Origin of the sequence: Microcella humidisoli (genome assembly GCF_024362325.1) — a bacterium.
In the GTDB taxonomy this organism is placed as follows: domain Bacteria; phylum Actinomycetota; class Actinomycetes; order Actinomycetales; family Microbacteriaceae; genus Microcella; species Microcella humidisoli.
Window position 1 is genome coordinate 1,162,721 of record NZ_CP101497.1, and the last position, 17,057, is coordinate 1,179,777.

At 68.2% G+C, this 17,057-nt stretch carries 14 protein-coding genes; 8 read left to right on the forward strand and 6 right to left on the reverse strand.

The features are described from left to right. Window positions 1-18: 18 nt before the first annotated feature. The 3 genes from NNL39_RS05605 to NNL39_RS05615 are packed head-to-tail and all read right to left on the reverse strand — an operon-like array spanning window position 19 to window position 2,870. Complete coding sequence (locus NNL39_RS05605) at window positions 19-375, reverse strand: GntR family transcriptional regulator (protein WP_255160706.1); 357 nt, start codon at window positions 373-375, stop codon at window positions 19-21. 9 nt (window positions 376-384) lie between these two features. Continuing rightward, complete coding sequence (locus NNL39_RS05610) at window positions 385-1,356, reverse strand: hypothetical protein (RefSeq protein ID WP_255160707.1); 972 nt, start codon at window positions 1,354-1,356, stop codon at window positions 385-387. A 44-nt stretch (window positions 1,357-1,400) separates the two neighbouring features. Beyond that, on the reverse strand, window positions 1,401-2,870 hold the full coding sequence (locus tag NNL39_RS05615; protein WP_255160708.1) for a helix-turn-helix transcriptional regulator: 1,470 nt from the start codon (window positions 2,868-2,870) through the stop codon (window positions 1,401-1,403). 139 nt (window positions 2,871-3,009) lie between these two features. Here NNL39_RS05615 and aceA point away from each other — a divergent pair, with 139 nt between their 5' ends. From aceA to NNL39_RS05635, 4 genes are all read left to right on the forward strand, one after another. Then, complete coding sequence (aceA, locus tag NNL39_RS05620) at window positions 3,010-4,314, forward strand: isocitrate lyase (RefSeq protein ID WP_255160709.1); 1,305 nt, start codon at window positions 3,010-3,012, stop codon at window positions 4,312-4,314. A gap of 31 nt (window positions 4,315-4,345) precedes the next feature. Beyond that, on the forward strand, window positions 4,346-5,998 hold the full coding sequence (gene aceB, locus NNL39_RS05625; RefSeq protein WP_255160710.1) for a malate synthase A: 1,653 nt from the start codon (window positions 4,346-4,348) through the stop codon (window positions 5,996-5,998). Window positions 5,999-6,557: 559 nt separating this feature from the next. Beyond that, window positions 6,558-6,842: a PIN domain-containing protein gene (locus NNL39_RS13005; RefSeq protein WP_322972929.1), complete on the forward strand. Its 285-nt coding sequence runs from the start codon at window positions 6,558-6,560 to the stop codon at window positions 6,840-6,842. 256 nt (window positions 6,843-7,098) lie between these two features. Next, window positions 7,099-7,677, forward strand: coding sequence for a hypothetical protein (locus tag NNL39_RS05635; protein WP_255160712.1), 579 nt, complete (start codon window positions 7,099-7,101; stop codon window positions 7,675-7,677). A gap of 213 nt (window positions 7,678-7,890) precedes the next feature. Here NNL39_RS05635 and NNL39_RS05640 read toward each other — a convergent pair whose 3' ends face one another. Continuing rightward, complete coding sequence (locus NNL39_RS05640) at window positions 7,891-8,328, reverse strand: Lrp/AsnC family transcriptional regulator (RefSeq protein WP_255160713.1); 438 nt, start codon at window positions 8,326-8,328, stop codon at window positions 7,891-7,893. Window positions 8,329-8,473: 145 nt separating this feature from the next. Here NNL39_RS05640 and NNL39_RS05645 point away from each other — a divergent pair, with 145 nt between their 5' ends. From NNL39_RS05645 to NNL39_RS05655, 3 genes are read left to right on the forward strand one after another with little or no spacing between them, the layout of a single operon-like run. Then, entirely contained in the window at window positions 8,474-9,514 is a 1,041-nt protein-coding gene (locus NNL39_RS05645; RefSeq protein ID WP_255160714.1) for an iron ABC transporter substrate-binding protein, read from the forward strand. 59 nt (window positions 9,515-9,573) lie between these two features. After that, window positions 9,574-11,178, forward strand: a complete 1,605-nt coding sequence (locus tag NNL39_RS05650) for an ABC transporter permease (protein ID WP_255160715.1) — start codon at window positions 9,574-9,576, stop codon at window positions 11,176-11,178. After that, the gene (locus NNL39_RS05655) at window positions 11,175-12,242 is read left to right on the forward strand and encodes an ABC transporter ATP-binding protein (RefSeq protein ID WP_255160716.1); all 1,068 of its coding nucleotides are present in this window, start codon (window positions 11,175-11,177) and stop codon (window positions 12,240-12,242) included. The genes NNL39_RS05650 and NNL39_RS05655 overlap by 4 nt, the downstream gene beginning before the upstream one ends. A gap of 1,293 nt (window positions 12,243-13,535) precedes the next feature. Here the strand turns inward: NNL39_RS05655 and NNL39_RS05660 are convergent. Next, window positions 13,536-14,699, reverse strand: a complete 1,164-nt coding sequence (locus tag NNL39_RS05660; protein WP_255160717.1) for a helix-turn-helix domain-containing protein — start codon at window positions 14,697-14,699, stop codon at window positions 13,536-13,538. Next, on the reverse strand, window positions 14,686-15,414 hold the full coding sequence (locus tag NNL39_RS05665; protein WP_255160718.1) for a hypothetical protein: 729 nt from the start codon (window positions 15,412-15,414) through the stop codon (window positions 14,686-14,688). The genes NNL39_RS05660 and NNL39_RS05665 overlap by 14 nt, the downstream gene beginning before the upstream one ends. A gap of 375 nt (window positions 15,415-15,789) precedes the next feature. On the opposite strand from NNL39_RS05665, the gene NNL39_RS05670 reads away from it, so the two are divergent. After that, window positions 15,790-17,055: a kynureninase gene (locus NNL39_RS05670; RefSeq protein WP_255160719.1), complete on the forward strand. Its 1,266-nt coding sequence runs from the start codon at window positions 15,790-15,792 to the stop codon at window positions 17,053-17,055. Window positions 17,056-17,057 lie beyond the last annotated feature (2 nt).

The window sequence follows — 17,057 nt, forward strand, 5'->3', positions numbered from 1 at the left end:
GATCGGGGCGGTGGATGCTCAGCCGCGCTGGGCGGCGCGCACGAGGTCGATCGCAGCCGCGTCCTCGAGCCCGAGTCGCCGGGTGCGCTCGACGAACTCGCGCGCGGCAACCTGCGCCTGCTGCTGCCCGGCATCGCCCTGCGGCGCGACGAACGAGCCGGCCCGGCCGCGCGTCTCGATGATGCCGTCCGTCTCGAGCTCGCGGTAGGCGCGCGCGACCGTGTTGACCGCGAGCCCGAGCTCGTCGGCGAGCGCGCGCACGGTCGGCAGCTTCGCGCCCGCGGCGAGCTCGCCGGCCGCGACCGCGTCGCGCACCTGCACGCGAATCTGCTCGTAGGGCGGTGTCGACAGTCGAGTGTCGACGATGACGATCATGGGGTGAGACTACTTCGCGACGATCGCGAATTCGGGCCATAGGGTGCGCTGCACGTGGCGTTCGGGCGAGCGGGCGAGCACGATGACGATCACCAGAAGCAGCCCGATGAAACCCAGATAGCCGATGAGGTTGATCCAGACCATGGTGGCGGCCTCGGCGCCCGTCGGAAATGCGACGCCGAGAGCCTGCAGGGCCGTGAAGCCAACGAGCCCCCCGACGGTGGCAACGAGCCAATGCAGATCGCGCAGACTCTGCGCCGCGAGCGCGTCACTCCACGCGAGTGCACCGGCGTCGCCGAGGAGGGCGCGGCGGCTGACGAGCCTCCGCGCGATGCGCGGAAGCGCCAGATAGAGAGACCCGGCGCCGAGTCCGACGATGGCGAGGGGGGGCGCTGATCGTGCGATGGCCTCGGGAGCGTCCGCGCCGGGCAGGGTGATGATAACCAGCAGGAGGGTGGGCAACCCAACTGCAAGGGCCGCCGCGACAGCGGCCATGCGCCGTTCGACCGGCGCGACGAGCTCGGCGAGGCCGACGAGGTGCAAGCGTGCGACCGTCTCGGTCGTCGGCGCCGCGCGTCGCGCGAGCGCGCCGCCGATGATGGTTCCTAACTGGGTGAGCATGAGTGCAGAGCCCACGCTAATGATGCTTGATGCCAGCCCCAGATTCATGGGCGCCGAGCTCCATGGCAAGAAGATCGCGACGATGACGCCGAGTGCCGCCATCGCGCCGAGAAGCCCGCCGCGCGTGCGCATCGCGAGCTGATGCTCGAGTGCGGGGCGCATTCCCTCGGCGACCATCAGATTGAGCCGAAGCGCGTATCGGTTCACCATCTTCTCGCGCGCCGAGGCCTGCCATGTCGCCACGAACTGAACAATGACTGTTGCCGCAATGGCCCCCATGCCGATCGCGACCAGTGCTGTCAGCGCCCCGAAGAAGACGTCGGTCGGGATATCGACGGAGAAAGACTGATGCGGGGACATGACTCTTATTGTAGCAATACAAATGGTGACGATGCGAGCATTGATCAACCGCTCGGCGCGTGCCGTTCGAGGAACCCGAGCACCTCGGTCTGGTCGACCCCGGGAAACGACTCGGTCGGCAGCGTCGCGAGCAGGCTGGCATGGATGCGCGCCTGCGGTCGCGCGCGCCCCGACCACCGCGCCGCGAGGTCGGCGGGCGCCCGGCGGCAGCACTCCGGGGAGGGGCAGGTCGACGCCCCGCGCCGGTCGGTCTCGCGCCCGCGGAACCACTTGACGTGCGCGAAGGGCGTGCCGACCGAGATCGAGAAGTCGCCCCCCGCTCCCGACTCGATGCGCGAGGTGCACCAGTAGGTGCCCGTGGGTTTGTCGGTGTACTGGTGGTACGGGCTGAAGCGGTCGGGCTCGTCGAACACCTGGCGCGCTGACCACTTGCGGCACACGAGCTGCCCCTCGACCGCTCCGAGGGCGTCGGTCGGAAACTGGACGCTGTCGTTCTCGTAGGCCTTCGCGAGCACGCCCTGCGAGCTGACCTTCAAGAAGTGCACGGGAATCTCGAGGTGCTCGGTCGCGAGGTTGGTGAACCGGTGCGCGGCCGTCTCGTACGAGACCGCGAAGGCGTCGCGCAGGTCTTCGACGGCAAGCTCGCGGCGCTGCTTCGCGCGCTGCAGGAAGGACACGGCATCGGCCTCCGGGATGAGCAGCGCGGCGGCGAGGTAGTTCGTCTCGACGCGCTGGGTGAGGAACTCGGCGTAGTCGCGCGGCTCCGATCGCCCGAGCACGTGACCGGCGAGCGCCTGGAGGAGCGTCGTGCGAGCATCCCGCCCCGGAGCGGTCTGCACGGGCAGGTAGATGCGGCCGTGCTCGAGGTCGGTGACCGAGCGGGTCGAGGCCGGCAGGTCGCCCACGTAGTGCAGCGAGAACCCGAGGTGCGCGGCGAGCTCGGCGGCGAGACGCTGCGAGAGCGGCCCGCCCTCGTGGCCGACGGCGCGCAGCAGCTCGGCGGCGCGCTGCTCGAGCTCGCCGAAGTAGTTGCCGCGGTCGCGCATCGTGCGCCGCAGCTCGGTGTTGGCGCGCCGGGCCTCTTCGGGCGTCGCGGCGCGCTCGCTGTGCACGCGCTGCAGCTCGGCGTGCAGGGCGAGCACCGTCGCGATCGCCTCGTCGCTGACGCTCTTGCGCAGGGGCAGGGGCGGGATGCCCAGACTCGCGAACAGCGGACCGGCCTGCACCCGGGCGAGCTCGACTTCGAGGGCCGCGCGTCCGGTGAGGGGTGCCGCACTGAGCAGCTCGTCGAGGCTCGCGCCCACGGCCCGCGCGATCGCCTGCAGTTCGCTGAGCTTGGCCTCGCGCTTGCCGTTCTCGAGCACGCTCAAGTGCGAGGTGGCGATCCCCACCGCGTCGGCGACCTCGGCGAGGGTCAGCCCCGCGGTCGTGCGGAGCGCGCGGAGGCGTTGGCCGAGGGTCAGGGCATCGATCACATCATCAGCCTGGGCGCGGGCGAGCGGCGAATCGAGCATGTCGAGAGCCTGACAGCCCGAACTTTTCGGCGCAACTGAAATTTGGCGGTATTTCAGTCGACAAGTCCCGGTCGAGGGGGTCGTTCTTCGCCCAGTGTGGCTCACACGACCTCGAACCACCGACCTTCAGGAGCACCTCATGACGCAGAACCAGCCGACCCGACCGGGCGACCAGACCGAGACCGCCGCCGAGCTCGAGACCCGTTGGAAGACCGACGCGCGCTGGAACGGCGTGCGCCGCGACTACACCGCCGAGGACGTCGTCGAGCTGCGCGGCCCGGTGCGCGAGGAGCGCACGCTCGCCCGCCGCGGCGCCGAGAAGCTCTGGGAGCAGATCCAGGCCAACACGGGCAACCCCGAGGAGTGGACGTACGCCCTCGGCGCCCTCACCGGCAACCAGGCCGTGCAGCAGGTGCGCGCGGGCCTCAAGGCCATCTACCTGAGCGGCTGGCAGGTCGCCGCCGACGCGAACCTGAGCGGCCAGACCTACCCCGACCAGAGCCTCTACCCGGCCAACTCGGTGCCCGCCGTCGTGCGCCGCATCAACAACGCGCTGCTGCGAGCGGGCCAGATCGAGCAAGACGGTCGCGACTGGATGGCCCCGATCGTCGCCGACGCCGAGGCCGGCTTCGGCGGCCCGCTCAACGCCTACGAGCTCATGCACGGCATGATCGAGGCCGGCGCGGCGGGCGTGCACTGGGAGGACCAGCTCGCGAGCGAGAAGAAGTGCGGCCACATGGGCGGCAAGGTGCTCGTGCCTACGAGCCAGCACATCCGCACCCTCAACGCTGCCCGCCTCGCGGCCGACGTCGCCGACGTGCCCACGATCGTCATCGCGCGCACCGACTCGCTCGCCGCCAACCTCATCACGAGCGACGTGGATGACCGCGACAAGCCCTTCCTCACCGGCGGCCGCACGGCCGAGGGCTTCTACGAGGTCGAGCCCGGCATCGGTCCGGTGCTCGCGCGCGGGCACGCCTACGCCGAGTACGCCGACATGCTCTGGGTCGAGTCGAGCGAGCCCGACCTCGAGCTCGCGCGCACCTTCGCGGAGAGCATCCACAAGGAGTTCCCCGGCAAGAAGCTCGCGTACAACTGCTCGCCGTCGTTCAACTGGAAGCGCCACCTCGACGACGACACCATCGCGAAGTTCCAGCGCGAGCTGTCGGCCATGGGCTACGCGTTCCAGTTCATCACCCTCGCCGGCTTCCACTCGCTCAACCACTCGATGTTCGAGCTCGCGAGCGGCTACCGCGACCGCCAGATGAGCGCCTACGTCGAGCTGCAGGAGGCCGAGTTCGCCTCCGAGGCCCACGGCTACACCGCCACCAAGCACCAGCGCGAAGTGGGTACCGGCTACTTCGACCGCATCGCCACGGCTCTCAACCCCGAGAGCGCGACCCTGGCCCTCGTCGGCTCCACCGAGTCCGAGCAGTTCCACTAAGCCCGCACGACCGAGACACGGAGACCAGATCATGAGCACGAAGAACCTGACCGCTGCATCCCTGAAAATCGCCGGCCCGATGCGGCCGCGCTACGACGAGATCCTGACCCCGGATGCCCTGGCCTTCGTCGAGCAGCTGCAGCACCGGTTCGCCGGCCGCCGCCACGAGCTGCTCGCCGAGCGCATGCAGCTGCGCTACGACCTCGGCAACGGCCGCGACCTGCGCTTCCTGCCCGAGACGGCATCCATTCGCGAGGACGCCGAGTGGCGCGTCGCGGGCGCCGGCCCGGGCCTCGAGAACCGCCGCGTCGAGATCACGGGCCCGTGCGACCCGAAGATGACGATCAACGCGCTCAACTCGCGCGCCAACGTGTGGCTCGCCGACCTGGAAGACGCGACGAGCCCGACGTGGGGCAACATCATCGAGGGGCAGCTCTCGCTCAAGGACGCGATCCGCGACGAGCTCGAGTACACGAGCCCGGAAGGAAAGCAGTACCGCGTCACCGCCGAGCGCACCCCGACGATCGTCATGCGCCCGCGCGGCTGGCACCTCGTCGAGAAGCACCTCGAGCACACCGACCGCAGCGGCCGCACCTACGCGGCCAGTGCGAGCCTCGTCGACTTCGGGCTGTACTTCTTCCACAACGCCGCCGAGCTGATCGCGCGCGGCCGGGGGCCGTACTTCTACCTGCCGAAGATCGAGAACCACCGCGAGGCGCGGCTCTGGAACGACGTGTTCACCTTCGCCGAGCAGCAGCTCGGGCTGCCGCACGGCACGATCCGCGCGACGGTGCTCATCGAGACCTTCCCGGCTGCGTTCGAGATGGACGAGATCCTCTACGAGCTGCGCGACCACTGCGCGGGCCTCAACGCGGGGCGCTGGGACTACGTCTTCTCGATCATCAAGAACTACCGCGGTCGGGGCCAGTGGTTCGTGCTGCCCGACCGCGACCGCATCTTGATGACCCTGCCCTTCATGCGCGCCTACACCGAGCTGCTCGTCAAGACCGCGCACAAGCGCGGCGCCCACGCGATCGGCGGCATGAGCGCGTTCATCCCCAACCGGCGCAGCCCCGAGGTGACGGAGCGCGCGCTCGAGCGGGTGGCGGCCGACAAGCGCCGCGAGGCTCGCGACGGCTTCGACGGCTCGTGGGTCGCGCACCCCGACCTGATCCCGACGGCGCGCGCCGAGTTCGACGCGGTGCTCGCCGACCGGCCGAACCAGCTCGACCGGCAGCGCGACGACGTGCACGTGACGGCGCGCGACCTGCTCGACATCCGCTCGGCGGGCGGCGAGGTGACGCTCGCGGGCGTGCGCGCGAACGTGTCGATCACGGTGCGCTACCTCGAGTCGTGGCTGCGCGGCGTCGGCGCCGCGGCGATCGACAACCTCATGGAAGACGCCGCGACGGCCGAGATCAGCCGCTCGCAGCTCTGGCAGTGGATGCACCAGGACCACACCACCGTCGAGGGTGAGCCCATCACGCGCGACCTGGTCGAGGGGATGCTGACCTCCGTTCTCGAGGAGCTGCCGCGCCCCGAGGGCCACAAGCTGGCGGAGGCGGAGGAGGTCTTCCGCACGGTCACGCTGCAGGAGGACTTCCCGACCTTCCTCACGGTGCCGGCCTACACGCGGTTCCTCGTCGAGCGCGAGGAGGCGGCGCGCGAGTTCGCCGCCGCCTGAGATGGGCTCCCGGGTGTCCGACCGCTAAGTGGGCGGACGGGCACCCCGGAGTCCTGCAGAAGGAGTTGCAAGGACCACATCGCTGCCATAAGCGGGGTTTCGTCACTAAAGTGGGGCAATGCGAGTGGGTGTTTACGTCGACGGCTACAACCTCTACTACGGAGGTCGGGCTCACTGTGGCCGAGGTACCTCGGGATGGCGCTGGCTTGACGTTCGTGCGCTGGTGCTCCCCTTTGCCGGTTGGTCCAACTCGTCGATCGAGAGGATCGTGTACTGCACTGCTCGAGTTAGTCCAGTAGACAGTCCCAGCGCCGCAGTAGATCAGTCCGCCTACCTGGACGCGTTGCTGGCCGCCGGCTCCGTAGACCTGATTGAAGAGGGGCGATATGACTCGTGGGCAAAGGAGGCGCCTCTATCGAGTTCAATAGCGGGCTCTCGAGCACCTTCATTGTTGGCTTCTACTGGGCTTGAGACTTGGGATTCCGCGCTACCACTTCGCCGGACCCCAACGGGGGAGATTCTCGCCACAGTTCGGAAGCGCGAGGAAAAGGGGTCGGACGTGAACGTCGCTACCCACCTTCTTCGAGATGTCTACAGCAACGACGTTGACGCTGCGATCGTGGTCTCGAACGACTCAGACCTTGCCCTGCCATTGCGGTTCGCGCGTTCGGTCGTGCCAGTGGGCACCATCAACCCGCAGAAGAACTACCTGGCCGGAGCGCTGAAGGGCTCGTCAACTGAAGGAGCCGGCCGTCACTGGTGGAAACAACTGAGTCCAGCAGACTTTCTGCGGAGTCAGCTCACTGATCCGGTAGGAAAGTATCGCCGCCCCAGTGGCTGGTGACGACGGTCATCCCCACTTGGCGACCGGTGGTTACATCTACGCGGATGTCTGTGGCACACTTGTAGCACCAACCCGTCCTCCATGTGAGGGCGGGTTTTTTCTGCCCCCCGTCCTGGCTAAGTGCGGAGGCTATTCAGCAGCTCGCCGTTCTTGGCGCGCGAGAAGCCGCTGGCAGACGACTACGAAGCTAGAAAGCAGCGTCGTCCGACAAGACGTCCCCAACGGCCTCGACAACCCTGGGCGATAGCGTCGACGCATGTTCGCTTCGACCTCAACTTCTGGAACTTCCTGGACTGACACATGGCAGGCCGTTGGCTCTATGGGAACTCTTGCCGTGGCTCTGGCCGCTGCAGTTTTTGCCTACTTCCAAGTTCGGGAAGCCGCAAAGACCCGTCGCGACCAAGCGAGACCGTACGTCGTCGCTTTCTTGGAGCGATCCGCCCATTCAAGTGTTGACCTCATCATCAAGAACTTTGGGCAGACGGCCGCTCGCGATATTCGACTCGTGTGGGATCGACCAGTTCGATCAACTTTCGGAAGAGGCAAGGGTGAGGAGATGAAGTTGCCTGACGCACTTCCGATACTTGCACCCGGGCAGGAATGGAAGACAGTTTGGGACTTTAATGGTCGACGCATTGACGAAGCGGAGCCTGCACACCTGCTCGAACTTTCGTTTCGAGGGACGAGGCGCCGTGAGGTGCACCGCGAAGAGTTCGAGATTGGTAGCAAGCACCTCCATCACGAGATGCGGATCGTGAGAAATGGCCTTCATGAGATCAACGATTCCCTCGGCAAGATTGAGCGACGTATCGCGAAGAAGTTCGGTCAGGCCTGACCCGGGGCGCGGAACATCTGAACTGGGCATCTAGCTCATCGACTCGGCGACGAAATCGCAAGGATCGCGAGAACAAACGCCAGTCGAGAGCGCTGTCGAACACGACGCCATGAGCCGATCACTCGAAGAGGACCGGAAGGTCGTCGCCCGGGTGGGGCGCCTGTGCCGGCTGTTCGTGGTCAAGCGAGTAGCAGAGGTGCGATGCTGTTGTACCTACTGGTTGCGGCGGTCGATCAGGCGCGTGAGGATGATCGCGCTGCGCGTGTGGTCGACGTTGGGGGCGACGCGCACGCGCTCGAGGGCGTCTTCGAGCGAGGCGATGTCGCGCGAGCGGATGTGCACGATCGCGTCGGCGTCGCCCGTCACGGTGCCGGCGTCGACGACCTCGGGCACCGCCGAGAGGATGCGCCGCAGCTCGTCGGGCGCGACGGTGCCGCGGCAGAAGAGTTCGACGTAGGCCTCGACCGCCATGCCGTCGACCGCGGGGTCGACCTGAACGGTGAACGAGCGGATGACGCCATCACCGACGAGCCGGTCAACGCGCCGCTTCACGGCCGAGGCCGAGAGCCCGACCACATCGCCGATGTCGCCGTAGCCCGCACGGGCGTTCTGCCGCAGCTGGTCGATGATGCGGTAGTCGATGGCATCCATGACCGTGAGCGTAGCGCTCGGCCCGCGCCCAGCATCCCGAGTGGCGCGCGAGGTAAAGTAAGGCTAACCTTACCGACGGCGCGGTCGCTGTTCGACAGCCGCCGCCGGTTCCCGTCCTCACTACTCCTCTGGAGCATCCCCTCTTATGCGCGTCTCCGCACCCCTCTCGCTCACCGCCCTCGCCGCCACCGGCCTGCTGCTCGCCGGCTGCGCCGCCCCGGTCGACTCCGAGCAGCCGACCGAGCCCGCCGCCGACGGCGCCTTCACGCTGTACTCGGGTCGCGATGAGGAGCTCGTGCAGCCGCTCATCGACCAGTTCGAGGCCGAGACGGGCATCGAGGTCGAGGTGCGCTACGGCAACACCGCCGAGCTCGGCGCGCTGCTGCTCGAAGAGGGCGACGCGACCCCCGCCGACGTCTTCCTCTCACAGGATGCCGGCGCGCTCGGCGCCCTCAGCCAGGCCGGACTCTTCACGACCCTGCCCGCCGATGTGACCGATGCCGTGCCGGCCGGCTTCACCTCGACCGACGGCAGCTGGGTCGGCGTCACGGGCCGGGCGCGCGTCGTCGTCTTCGACGGCGAGCGGTTGACGGCCGACCAGCTGCCCGACGACATCGACGACTACGTCGACCCCGAGTGGAACGGCCGTGTGGGCGTGGCGCCCAGCAACGCGAGCTTCCAGTCGTTCGTCACCGCTCTGCGTGTGCTCGACGGCGAGGATGACGCGGCCGAGTGGGTGTCGGCGCTCGCCGGCAACAGCCCGCAGATCTTCGAGGGCAACAGCGCGATCCTCACGGCCGTCGATGAGGGCGTGCTCGAGGTCGGTCTCATCAACCACTACTACTGGTACGGCCTGGCCGCCGAGGCGGGCGAGGAGAACATGCGCGCGCAGCTGAAGTTCCTCGAGGCTGGCGATGCGGGTTCGATCGTCAACGTCACCGGAGCGGGCATCCTGAACGGCGCCGCGACCGACGCCGACGCGCTCGAGTTCGTGCGCTACCTCGTCTCGCTCGAGGCGCAGACCTACTTCGTCGAGCAGACCTTCGAGTACCCGCTGCTGCCGGGCGTCGACGCGCCTGCCGGCCTGCCGAGCCTGGAGAGCCTCATCAACCCCGAGCTCGATCTGAGCGACCTCGACGACCTCGCGACGACGCAGCAGCTGCTCGCCGACGCGGGCCTGATCTGAGCCGCGGGCAGGACTTCGGTCTCTGCCGACGACCAGTCGAACCGTGATGCACTAGACGCATGACCGTCGCGCCCGAGCGAGCACGCCCGACCACCGCGGGGGTTCCGGATGCCCGGACCGCCCCCGCGGCGTCGTCGCGTGCCGGGGGGCGCGGCCGGCCGCCGCTCGGGTTGCTCGCGGCCGCGCTCGTCGCGGCCGCCGCCGCGGCGATCCCGCTCGTGTACCTGCTCGTGCGCGCGACCGAGTCGGGGCTCGCGACGATCATCACCACACTGTCGCGCGGGCGAGTGCTCGAGTACGCCGCCAACTCGCTCGGCCTCGCCGCGGCCACGACGGCCACCGCGCTCGTGCTCGGCACCGCCGTCGCGTTCGTGCTCACGCGCATGCGGGTGCCCTTCGCGCGCACCTGGCTGCTGATCTCGGCCCTGCCGCTCGCGGTGCCGTCGTACCTCGCGGGATACGGGTGGCTCGTGGTGATCCCGGGCCTGAACGGGTTCGTGCCGAGCTGGCTGCTGCTGACGGCGGTGACGGTTCCCTATGTGACGCTGCCGGTGGCGGCCGCCTTGCGCGGAGCATCCGGAGACCTCGAAGGCGTCGCGCGCACGCTGGGCCGCGGCCCGATGCGGGCGTTCCTCGTGGCGACCTGGCCGAGCGTGCGGCCCGCCGCGATCGCCGGATCGCTGCTCGTCGCGCTCTACGCGCTCAGCGACTTCGGGCTCGTGGCGATGATGCGGTTTCCGACCTTGACGTGGGGCATCAACGCCGCGTACTCGGCGAGCTTCGACCGCGCGCAGGCGGCGACGCTCGCGCTGCTGCTCGTCGTGCTCGCGCTCGTCGTCGTGGCGGGGGAGCGCGCCGCCCGCCGCCAGCTGCCGCGCGCGGCCGCCCGCGCCGTCGCGCCCCGCACGGTCGGGCGCGGGATGCTCCTCTCGATGCTGCCCGTCGTCGCGGTGGCACCGCTCATCGGCGTCGGTGTTCCGCTGCTGGGGCTGCTCTCGCGCCTGCTCGAGGCGGCCACCCTGCGCGAGATCGACGTGCCGCGGCTGCTCGAAGCGGTCGGCTCGACGGTCGGCGTCGCCGTGGCCGCGGCGCTGCTCGCGGTGCTGCTCGCGCTGCCGATCGCGGCGCTCGCCGCCCGTTACCGCGGCCGACTCGTCACCGCGATCGAGTCGGTGGGCTACCTCGGGCACGCGCTCCCGGGCATCGTCGTCGGCCTCTCGCTCGTGTTCTTCTCGCTCGCCGTCGTGCCGGCGCTGTACCAGAGCATCGCGGTGCTCGTCTTCGCCTACGCCGTGCTCTTCATGCCGAAGGCGATCGGCACGATGCGCGCGGGCCTCGGTGACGTGCCGCCGCGGCTCGTCTCGGTGGCGCGCACGCTCGGCATGTCGCCGCTGCAGGCGTGGTGGCGCGTGACGGTTCCGCTCGCGCTGCCGAGCGTCGGCATCGGCGCCCTGCTGGTTGCCATCGCGACCATGAAAGAATTGCCCGCGACGCTGCTGCTGCGCCCCACGGGGGTGCAGACGCTCGCGACCGAGCTCTGGAACCGCACGGTCGTGTTCGAGTTCGGGGCGGCGGCGCCCTACGCGGCGCTGCTCGTGCTCGTCGCGGCGGTGCCCGCGGTGATTCTCTCGGGTGTGCGCAGTTCGGCCAAGGAGGAGTTGTGAGCGACCTCGTCGTCGACGCAGTGAGCGTGACCCACGGGTCGACGCTCGCGATCGACGACGTCTCGCTCAGCATCCGCAGCGGCGAGCTCGTCGCCGTGCTCGGGCCCTCGGGCTGCGGCAAGACGACGCTGCTGCTGTCGATCGCCGGGCTGCTGCCCGTGCAGGCCGGCACCATCACGATCGGCGACCGCGAGATCTCGCGCCCTGGCCGCACGGTCGCGCCCGAGAAGCGCGGCGTCGGCTGGGTGCCGCAAGAGGCCTCGCTCTTTCCGCACCTGTCGGTCGGCGAGAACATCGGCTTCGCGGTGCCGCGCGGGCGCGGCGCAGCGCGGGCCGAGCGCATCGCCGAGCTCGCCCACCTCGTCGGCCTCGACGACTACACGGGCCGCGCCCCCAACCAGCTCTCGGGCGGGCAGGCGCAGCGCGTCGCCCTCGCCCGCGCCCTCGCGCCGCGCCCTGACCTGCTGCTGCTCGACGAGCCCTTCGCCGCGCTCGACACCCAGCTGCGCACGGGGCTGCGTCGCGAGGTCGCCGAGCTGCTGCGCGACCAGGGCACGACCTCGCTGCTCGTCACGCACGACCAGGAGGAGGCGCTGACGCTCGCCGACCGCGTCGCCGTGCTGCGCGACGGGCACCTCGAGCAGTTCGGCACGCCGGAGGAGATCTACCAGCAGCCCGCGAGCGACTGGGTGGCCTCGTTCGTCGGCGACGTCGTCGAGCTGCCCGGCCAGTGGCGCGGCGGCCGCGTGCTGTGCGCACTCGGCTCGGTCGAAGCGAGCGCCGTGGGCTTCACGCCCGCCGACGGCGACACCGTGCGGCTCATGCTGCGCCCCGAGTGGATCGTGCCGCGCCCCGACCTGCTTGCCCAGGCCGCCGCGGGTGCCGACGCGCGCGTCGCGAGCATCTCGTACGCGGGCCACGATGCCATGATCACCGCCGACCTTGTCGACGGCCCCTCGGTGCTGCTGCGCATGGCCGCGGTCGAGCTGCCCGAGGTGGGCGACGACGTGCGTCTCGCGGTGCAGCGCCCCGGCCTCGCGTTCGCCGCGGCCACACTGCCCTAGAAATGGTTCAACCCCCGCTGGTTTTGGAAGCCAGAAGGGGCTGAACGGCAATCCCACCGGGTCGAGCCCGACTTCGCGCATCGAAAGATACGTCGGGCTTTGTCGACCAGGCCCTCCCCCTGTCGGGTTTGGACGCCGGAGGTTCAAGCCCGGGAGTGCCGCGGCCTAAGCCGCCATCCTGAGATTACCACAGTCTTGCTCGCGTCCGTCTACGCCCAGCGGTCTGGGCAGACTGGTTCTCACGTTGCCCAAGCCTGAACCCCTTGCATACTATGAACAGGAGCCGTAACATTGCCCTAACGGAACCCCTATAGAGGTGCTTCCCGTCATCGCGCATCAGTTCAGGCAACGATATCGCTTGGTTGCTCAGAAGGGAAATGAGCGTGTCAGATGTTGAAGGTGACGTTTCGCTCGCGGAACGGATCAAGCGGAACGCGTCGCCCATTCGTCGGTCGTTCGTCGAGAGGCTTGACGGAGATGACAGGGCCACGCCTTTAGCTCAACTCCTGAGAACTCAGGGGGCTACAGGTGGGAAAGGCGGAGCACTTCGAATCACACTCCTGCTCAGTCTCATCTGGGTCTGCGCTCGCGAGCCCTTCTCAACGAGGCGAGTTGCCGCCTACTGGGCAGACCTGTTGGGCCGTGATGACCCTCGAGGTGAAGGAGCTCGTGCGATACGAGACTGTCTTCACGAGCTCGAAGACCGAGGCGTAATCGCCCTTAGTGCGAGCTCGTCCAGTGTGGAGATCACTCTTCTGGACGAGGTTGCATGGGCATACGGAGCGACTGAACCAACGCCGTACATGCTCCCTTACGGGGAGCCCTACCTCCCAGTGCCTCGAACTCTTTGGAGCACTGGGGTTGTGGGCCGGCTCTCCGGCGCGGGTGTCGCAATGTACCTCTGTGCGTTGGCTCTAACCCGCCACGATGATGCAGAGTTTTTTGTATCCGCCGCGTTCTTCGAGTCAAGGTTCGGTATTTCGCGATCGAGTCGAAAACGCGGACTTGCTGAGCTGGTGGCAGAAGGTGTCTTGGACGTTCGGGTTGAAGAGTCGATCGATCTAGATACGTTTCGAAAGCGCCGCCGGAACCTCTACACCGTCAATGCTGGGTTCCGTCAGCCGGCGCCGTGGGTCCCCAACGGCGTTGCCGACGGTGATCGAGCCACGGATGCTCCTGGACAAGACCAAACGTCGACCGCCGAATAGCGCGGCTAGGATCGCGGCACGAGCGACCCCGATGCCTCGAAGCACGCTAATCCCGCCGACCCGCTCGCCGCCTATGGGCGGTGTTCTATTCGGGTGAAGGATCGTTGACAAGCCTCAGCGTTGGCCTCGGGTCGTCGACGCCCAGGACTTCGCGCACCCGTGTTGGGTGCCATCGCAACTCGCGAGCGAGGTCTATCTGCGTGAATCCGATTTGATCGGCAAGCCGAGCCGCTTCGGCCAGCATCGACGGCACTTCACCTGGATAGGCGTTAACTGGCTCGGGGGCATCCAGTGAGGAGCTGCGCAGGTGGTTCAACTTCTGGTAGCCCCGGCGGATCGAAGCGTCGGAGACGCTACCGGTTTCCCTCATCCTGAGCAGTAGCGATTCCACCGACACCCCCCAATGTCGGGAGAGCTCATCGAGCCGGGAAAGGTTCACCGTCCGCGGCAGCAAGTTCACGATCTGGGAGCGTGGCGTCAGGAACTCGGCAGCGAATTGATCGGCTTCTCGCTCTTGCTGCTGATCGCCCGGTGCCGCCTCGCCGTGCAACAACAAGTGGCCCAACTCGTGGGCGACCGTGAACCGATAGACGAACACCGACTTCGCCCGTTCCGGCGTCACGACGACGACCGGGCGAGCCAAGCGAGAAGTCGAGAACGCGCCCACCCGGGCCACGTCGGCGTTGGCCAACGTCAGGAGACTCACGACGATCCCGTGCGATTCCGTCAAGGCCACCAGGTGTTTGACTGGCTTTACGCCGAGCCCCCAATGCTCGCGAAGCGTGTGTGCCGCGGATATGGGATCCGCATGCTGCCGATCAAGCACCGGCAAGTCGACATTGGGGAATCGGACTTTCTTCTCCAGCGCGAACGTCAGTTCCCAGACTTGCTCGATGAACGCGATCGCCTTGGATCGATCCCGCGCGGTGGTGGAGCGCAGACTACGGAAATGCGCCTCGGATCCGTCAACGCGGCCGATCGGTCGACCTGTGGCGAAGTAACCCACTGGAACATCGAGCTCGCGTGCGAGGACCGGCAACACATCGCGACGCGGCGTGACGACTCGCGACTCGTACTGACCGATCGCCGCCGGCGTGATGCCGACCAGCTCGGCCAGCTTCGCTTTCGACAAGCCGGCTGCGAATCGCGCCTGTGTCAGCCGGGCTGGGTCGAACGCGTCAGCGACCGCGTCGAGACTTGGAAGTTCGGCTGACCCGAGGAGCGAGAAGAGGGTGTCACGGTCGTCCATCTACCTCTCCGTCCGCCTCGTCGCCCTTCACCCCCAGATCCGGGCGAGGGATAGGCCCGTCGGAGAAGGACTCGTCCGTCAGGTCCACGTCCACCAGGGAGCCCGTGCCCACCTCGAGTAGCGACTCCATCGACGCAAAGGTGAGAAAACCGTCCCCGCCCAGTGTCGCCTCGCCCCAATCGACGCTATACAGGGCGGACGGGTTGCTCGCATACGGTACGACGACCACACGCGAACGGGACGACAGTGCTTCCTCGAGTGCCTTGCTCTCAGCGTCGAGCAGTTCCCGCTCTTGCTCAGAAAGCTCGGGGTGCTCGAACTCGATGTCCAGACGCTGATGGGTCGGCTCGCGTTCCTCGGCGAACAGGGAGACGCGCGTGTCCGACACTGCGAAAGGACGCGACCCGATATCTGCGGAACGTTCCCTCGCGAACCGCCAGGGGAACAAGACCACCCCGTTGAACGAGACCAGTTTGTACCCGCGACGCGGAATGATCTCGGCGGATGGCAGGCGCCCGAGCACAGTCACGAACTCATCGAGGCACTTACGCCAGATCTGCCCGTACACGCCGGTGTGTTTCATGTCGGCTTCCGCCTGGGCGTTCGCCATCTTCTCGTGGCAGTCGCGGATGATGGAGGAGATCTGCTTTCTCACCAGTACGCCGTCCGGACCGAGTGTCTGCAACGCCCATACGCGACCTTCATCGATAGCCATCATCAAGTCCCTTCATCTGTCTACAGCGAATGTATCACAACGCTTTAGTTTTTCCCAATATCCGCTCACCGGGCATGCGGTACTTATCGGTCATCTTCCTGTTCGCTGACCACGAAGCCGCCTCCATCCGGATCAGCATGATCCGTGCGTAGGTAGAACCCGTGGGCTCCGAGTAGGTCGATCATCACTTGCACTGCGTCGGCGGTTTCCTACTCACTCGGAGCTTGACCGCGATGCGCAGCGTCACTTCGGCAATTGTCGAGCTGCCCGAGGTGGGCGACGACGTGCGCCTCGCCGTGCAGCGGCCCGGCCTCGCGTTCGCGGCCGTCTAGCCCCGCCCGGCATCCGACCCGCGCCCGCGGCTAGGCTCGCGGCATGAGCGACGCCGACGCCCCGAAGCCCGCCAACCCCGCCGAGCTGCGTGCCCGCGCCGCGGTGCTCGACGCCTCCGACCCGCTCGCCGCGTACACGGCGCACTTCGTGCCGGGCGACGACCTCGTGGCCTACCTCGACGGCAACTCGCTCGGGCGCCCCGTGGCGAGCGTTCCCGCCGCCCTCGACGACTTCGTGCGCACGCAGTGGGCCGGGCGACTCATCCGCGGCTGGGATGAGCTGTGGCTCACCCGCCCGGCCGAGCTGGGCGACCGCATCGGGGCTGCGTGCCTCGGCGCAGCATCCGGTCAGACGATCGTCGCCGACTCGACGAGCGTGCTCATCTTCAAGCTGCTGCGGGCCGCGATCGCCGCACAGCAGACGGTCGAGGCGCTGGGAACAGGCACGGCCCGCGACGAGCTCGTCATCCTGCGCGACGAGTTCCCCACCGACCGGTTCATCATCGAGCGCCTCGCCGACGATCACGGGTTGACGGTGCGGTGGGTGGATGCTCCGCTCGACGCCGGCATCACCCCCGAGCTCGCCGCCGCGGCCGTGGGCCCGCGCACCATCGCCGCGCTGTTCAGCGGGGTCGCCTACCGCAGCGCGTGGTGGGCCGACATGCCCGAGGTGACGCGCGTGGTGCAGGCCGCGGGCGCCCTCGTCATCTGGGACTGCTCGCACGCCGTCGGGTCGGTGCCGCTCGACTTCGACGCCTGGGGCGTGGACTACGCCGTGGGCTGCTCGTACAAGTACCTCAACGGCGGCCCGGGCGCCCCGGCGTGGGCGTACGTCGCCGCGCGGCACCATGACACGCTGCGCAACCCGATCCCCGGCTGGCTCGGGGCGGCCGCGCCGTTCTCGATGACCGAGGGCTACACGCCCGCGCCCGGCATCGGCTCGCTCGTCAGCGGCACGCCGCCCATTCTCACGATGGTGGCGCTCGGCGAGATGGTGAGCCTCATCGAGGCCGCCGGCATCGCGGCGATCCGTGAGAAGTCGATCGCGCTGACGAGCTACGCGATCGAGCTCGTCGACGCGCTCATCCCGACGGCGACCGTGAGCACGCCGCGCGACGCGGCTCGGCGCGGTAGCCACCTGACCATCGACCATCCGAACTCCGCCGTCGCGGTCCAGCGGCTCTGGGCGCAGGGCGTCATCCCCGACTTCCGTCACCCGAGCGGCGTGCGCATCGGCCTCTCGCCGCTCAGCACGAGCTTCACTGAGGTCGAGCGCGGCATCCGTGCCCTCAGCGAGGCCCTGTCCTAAGG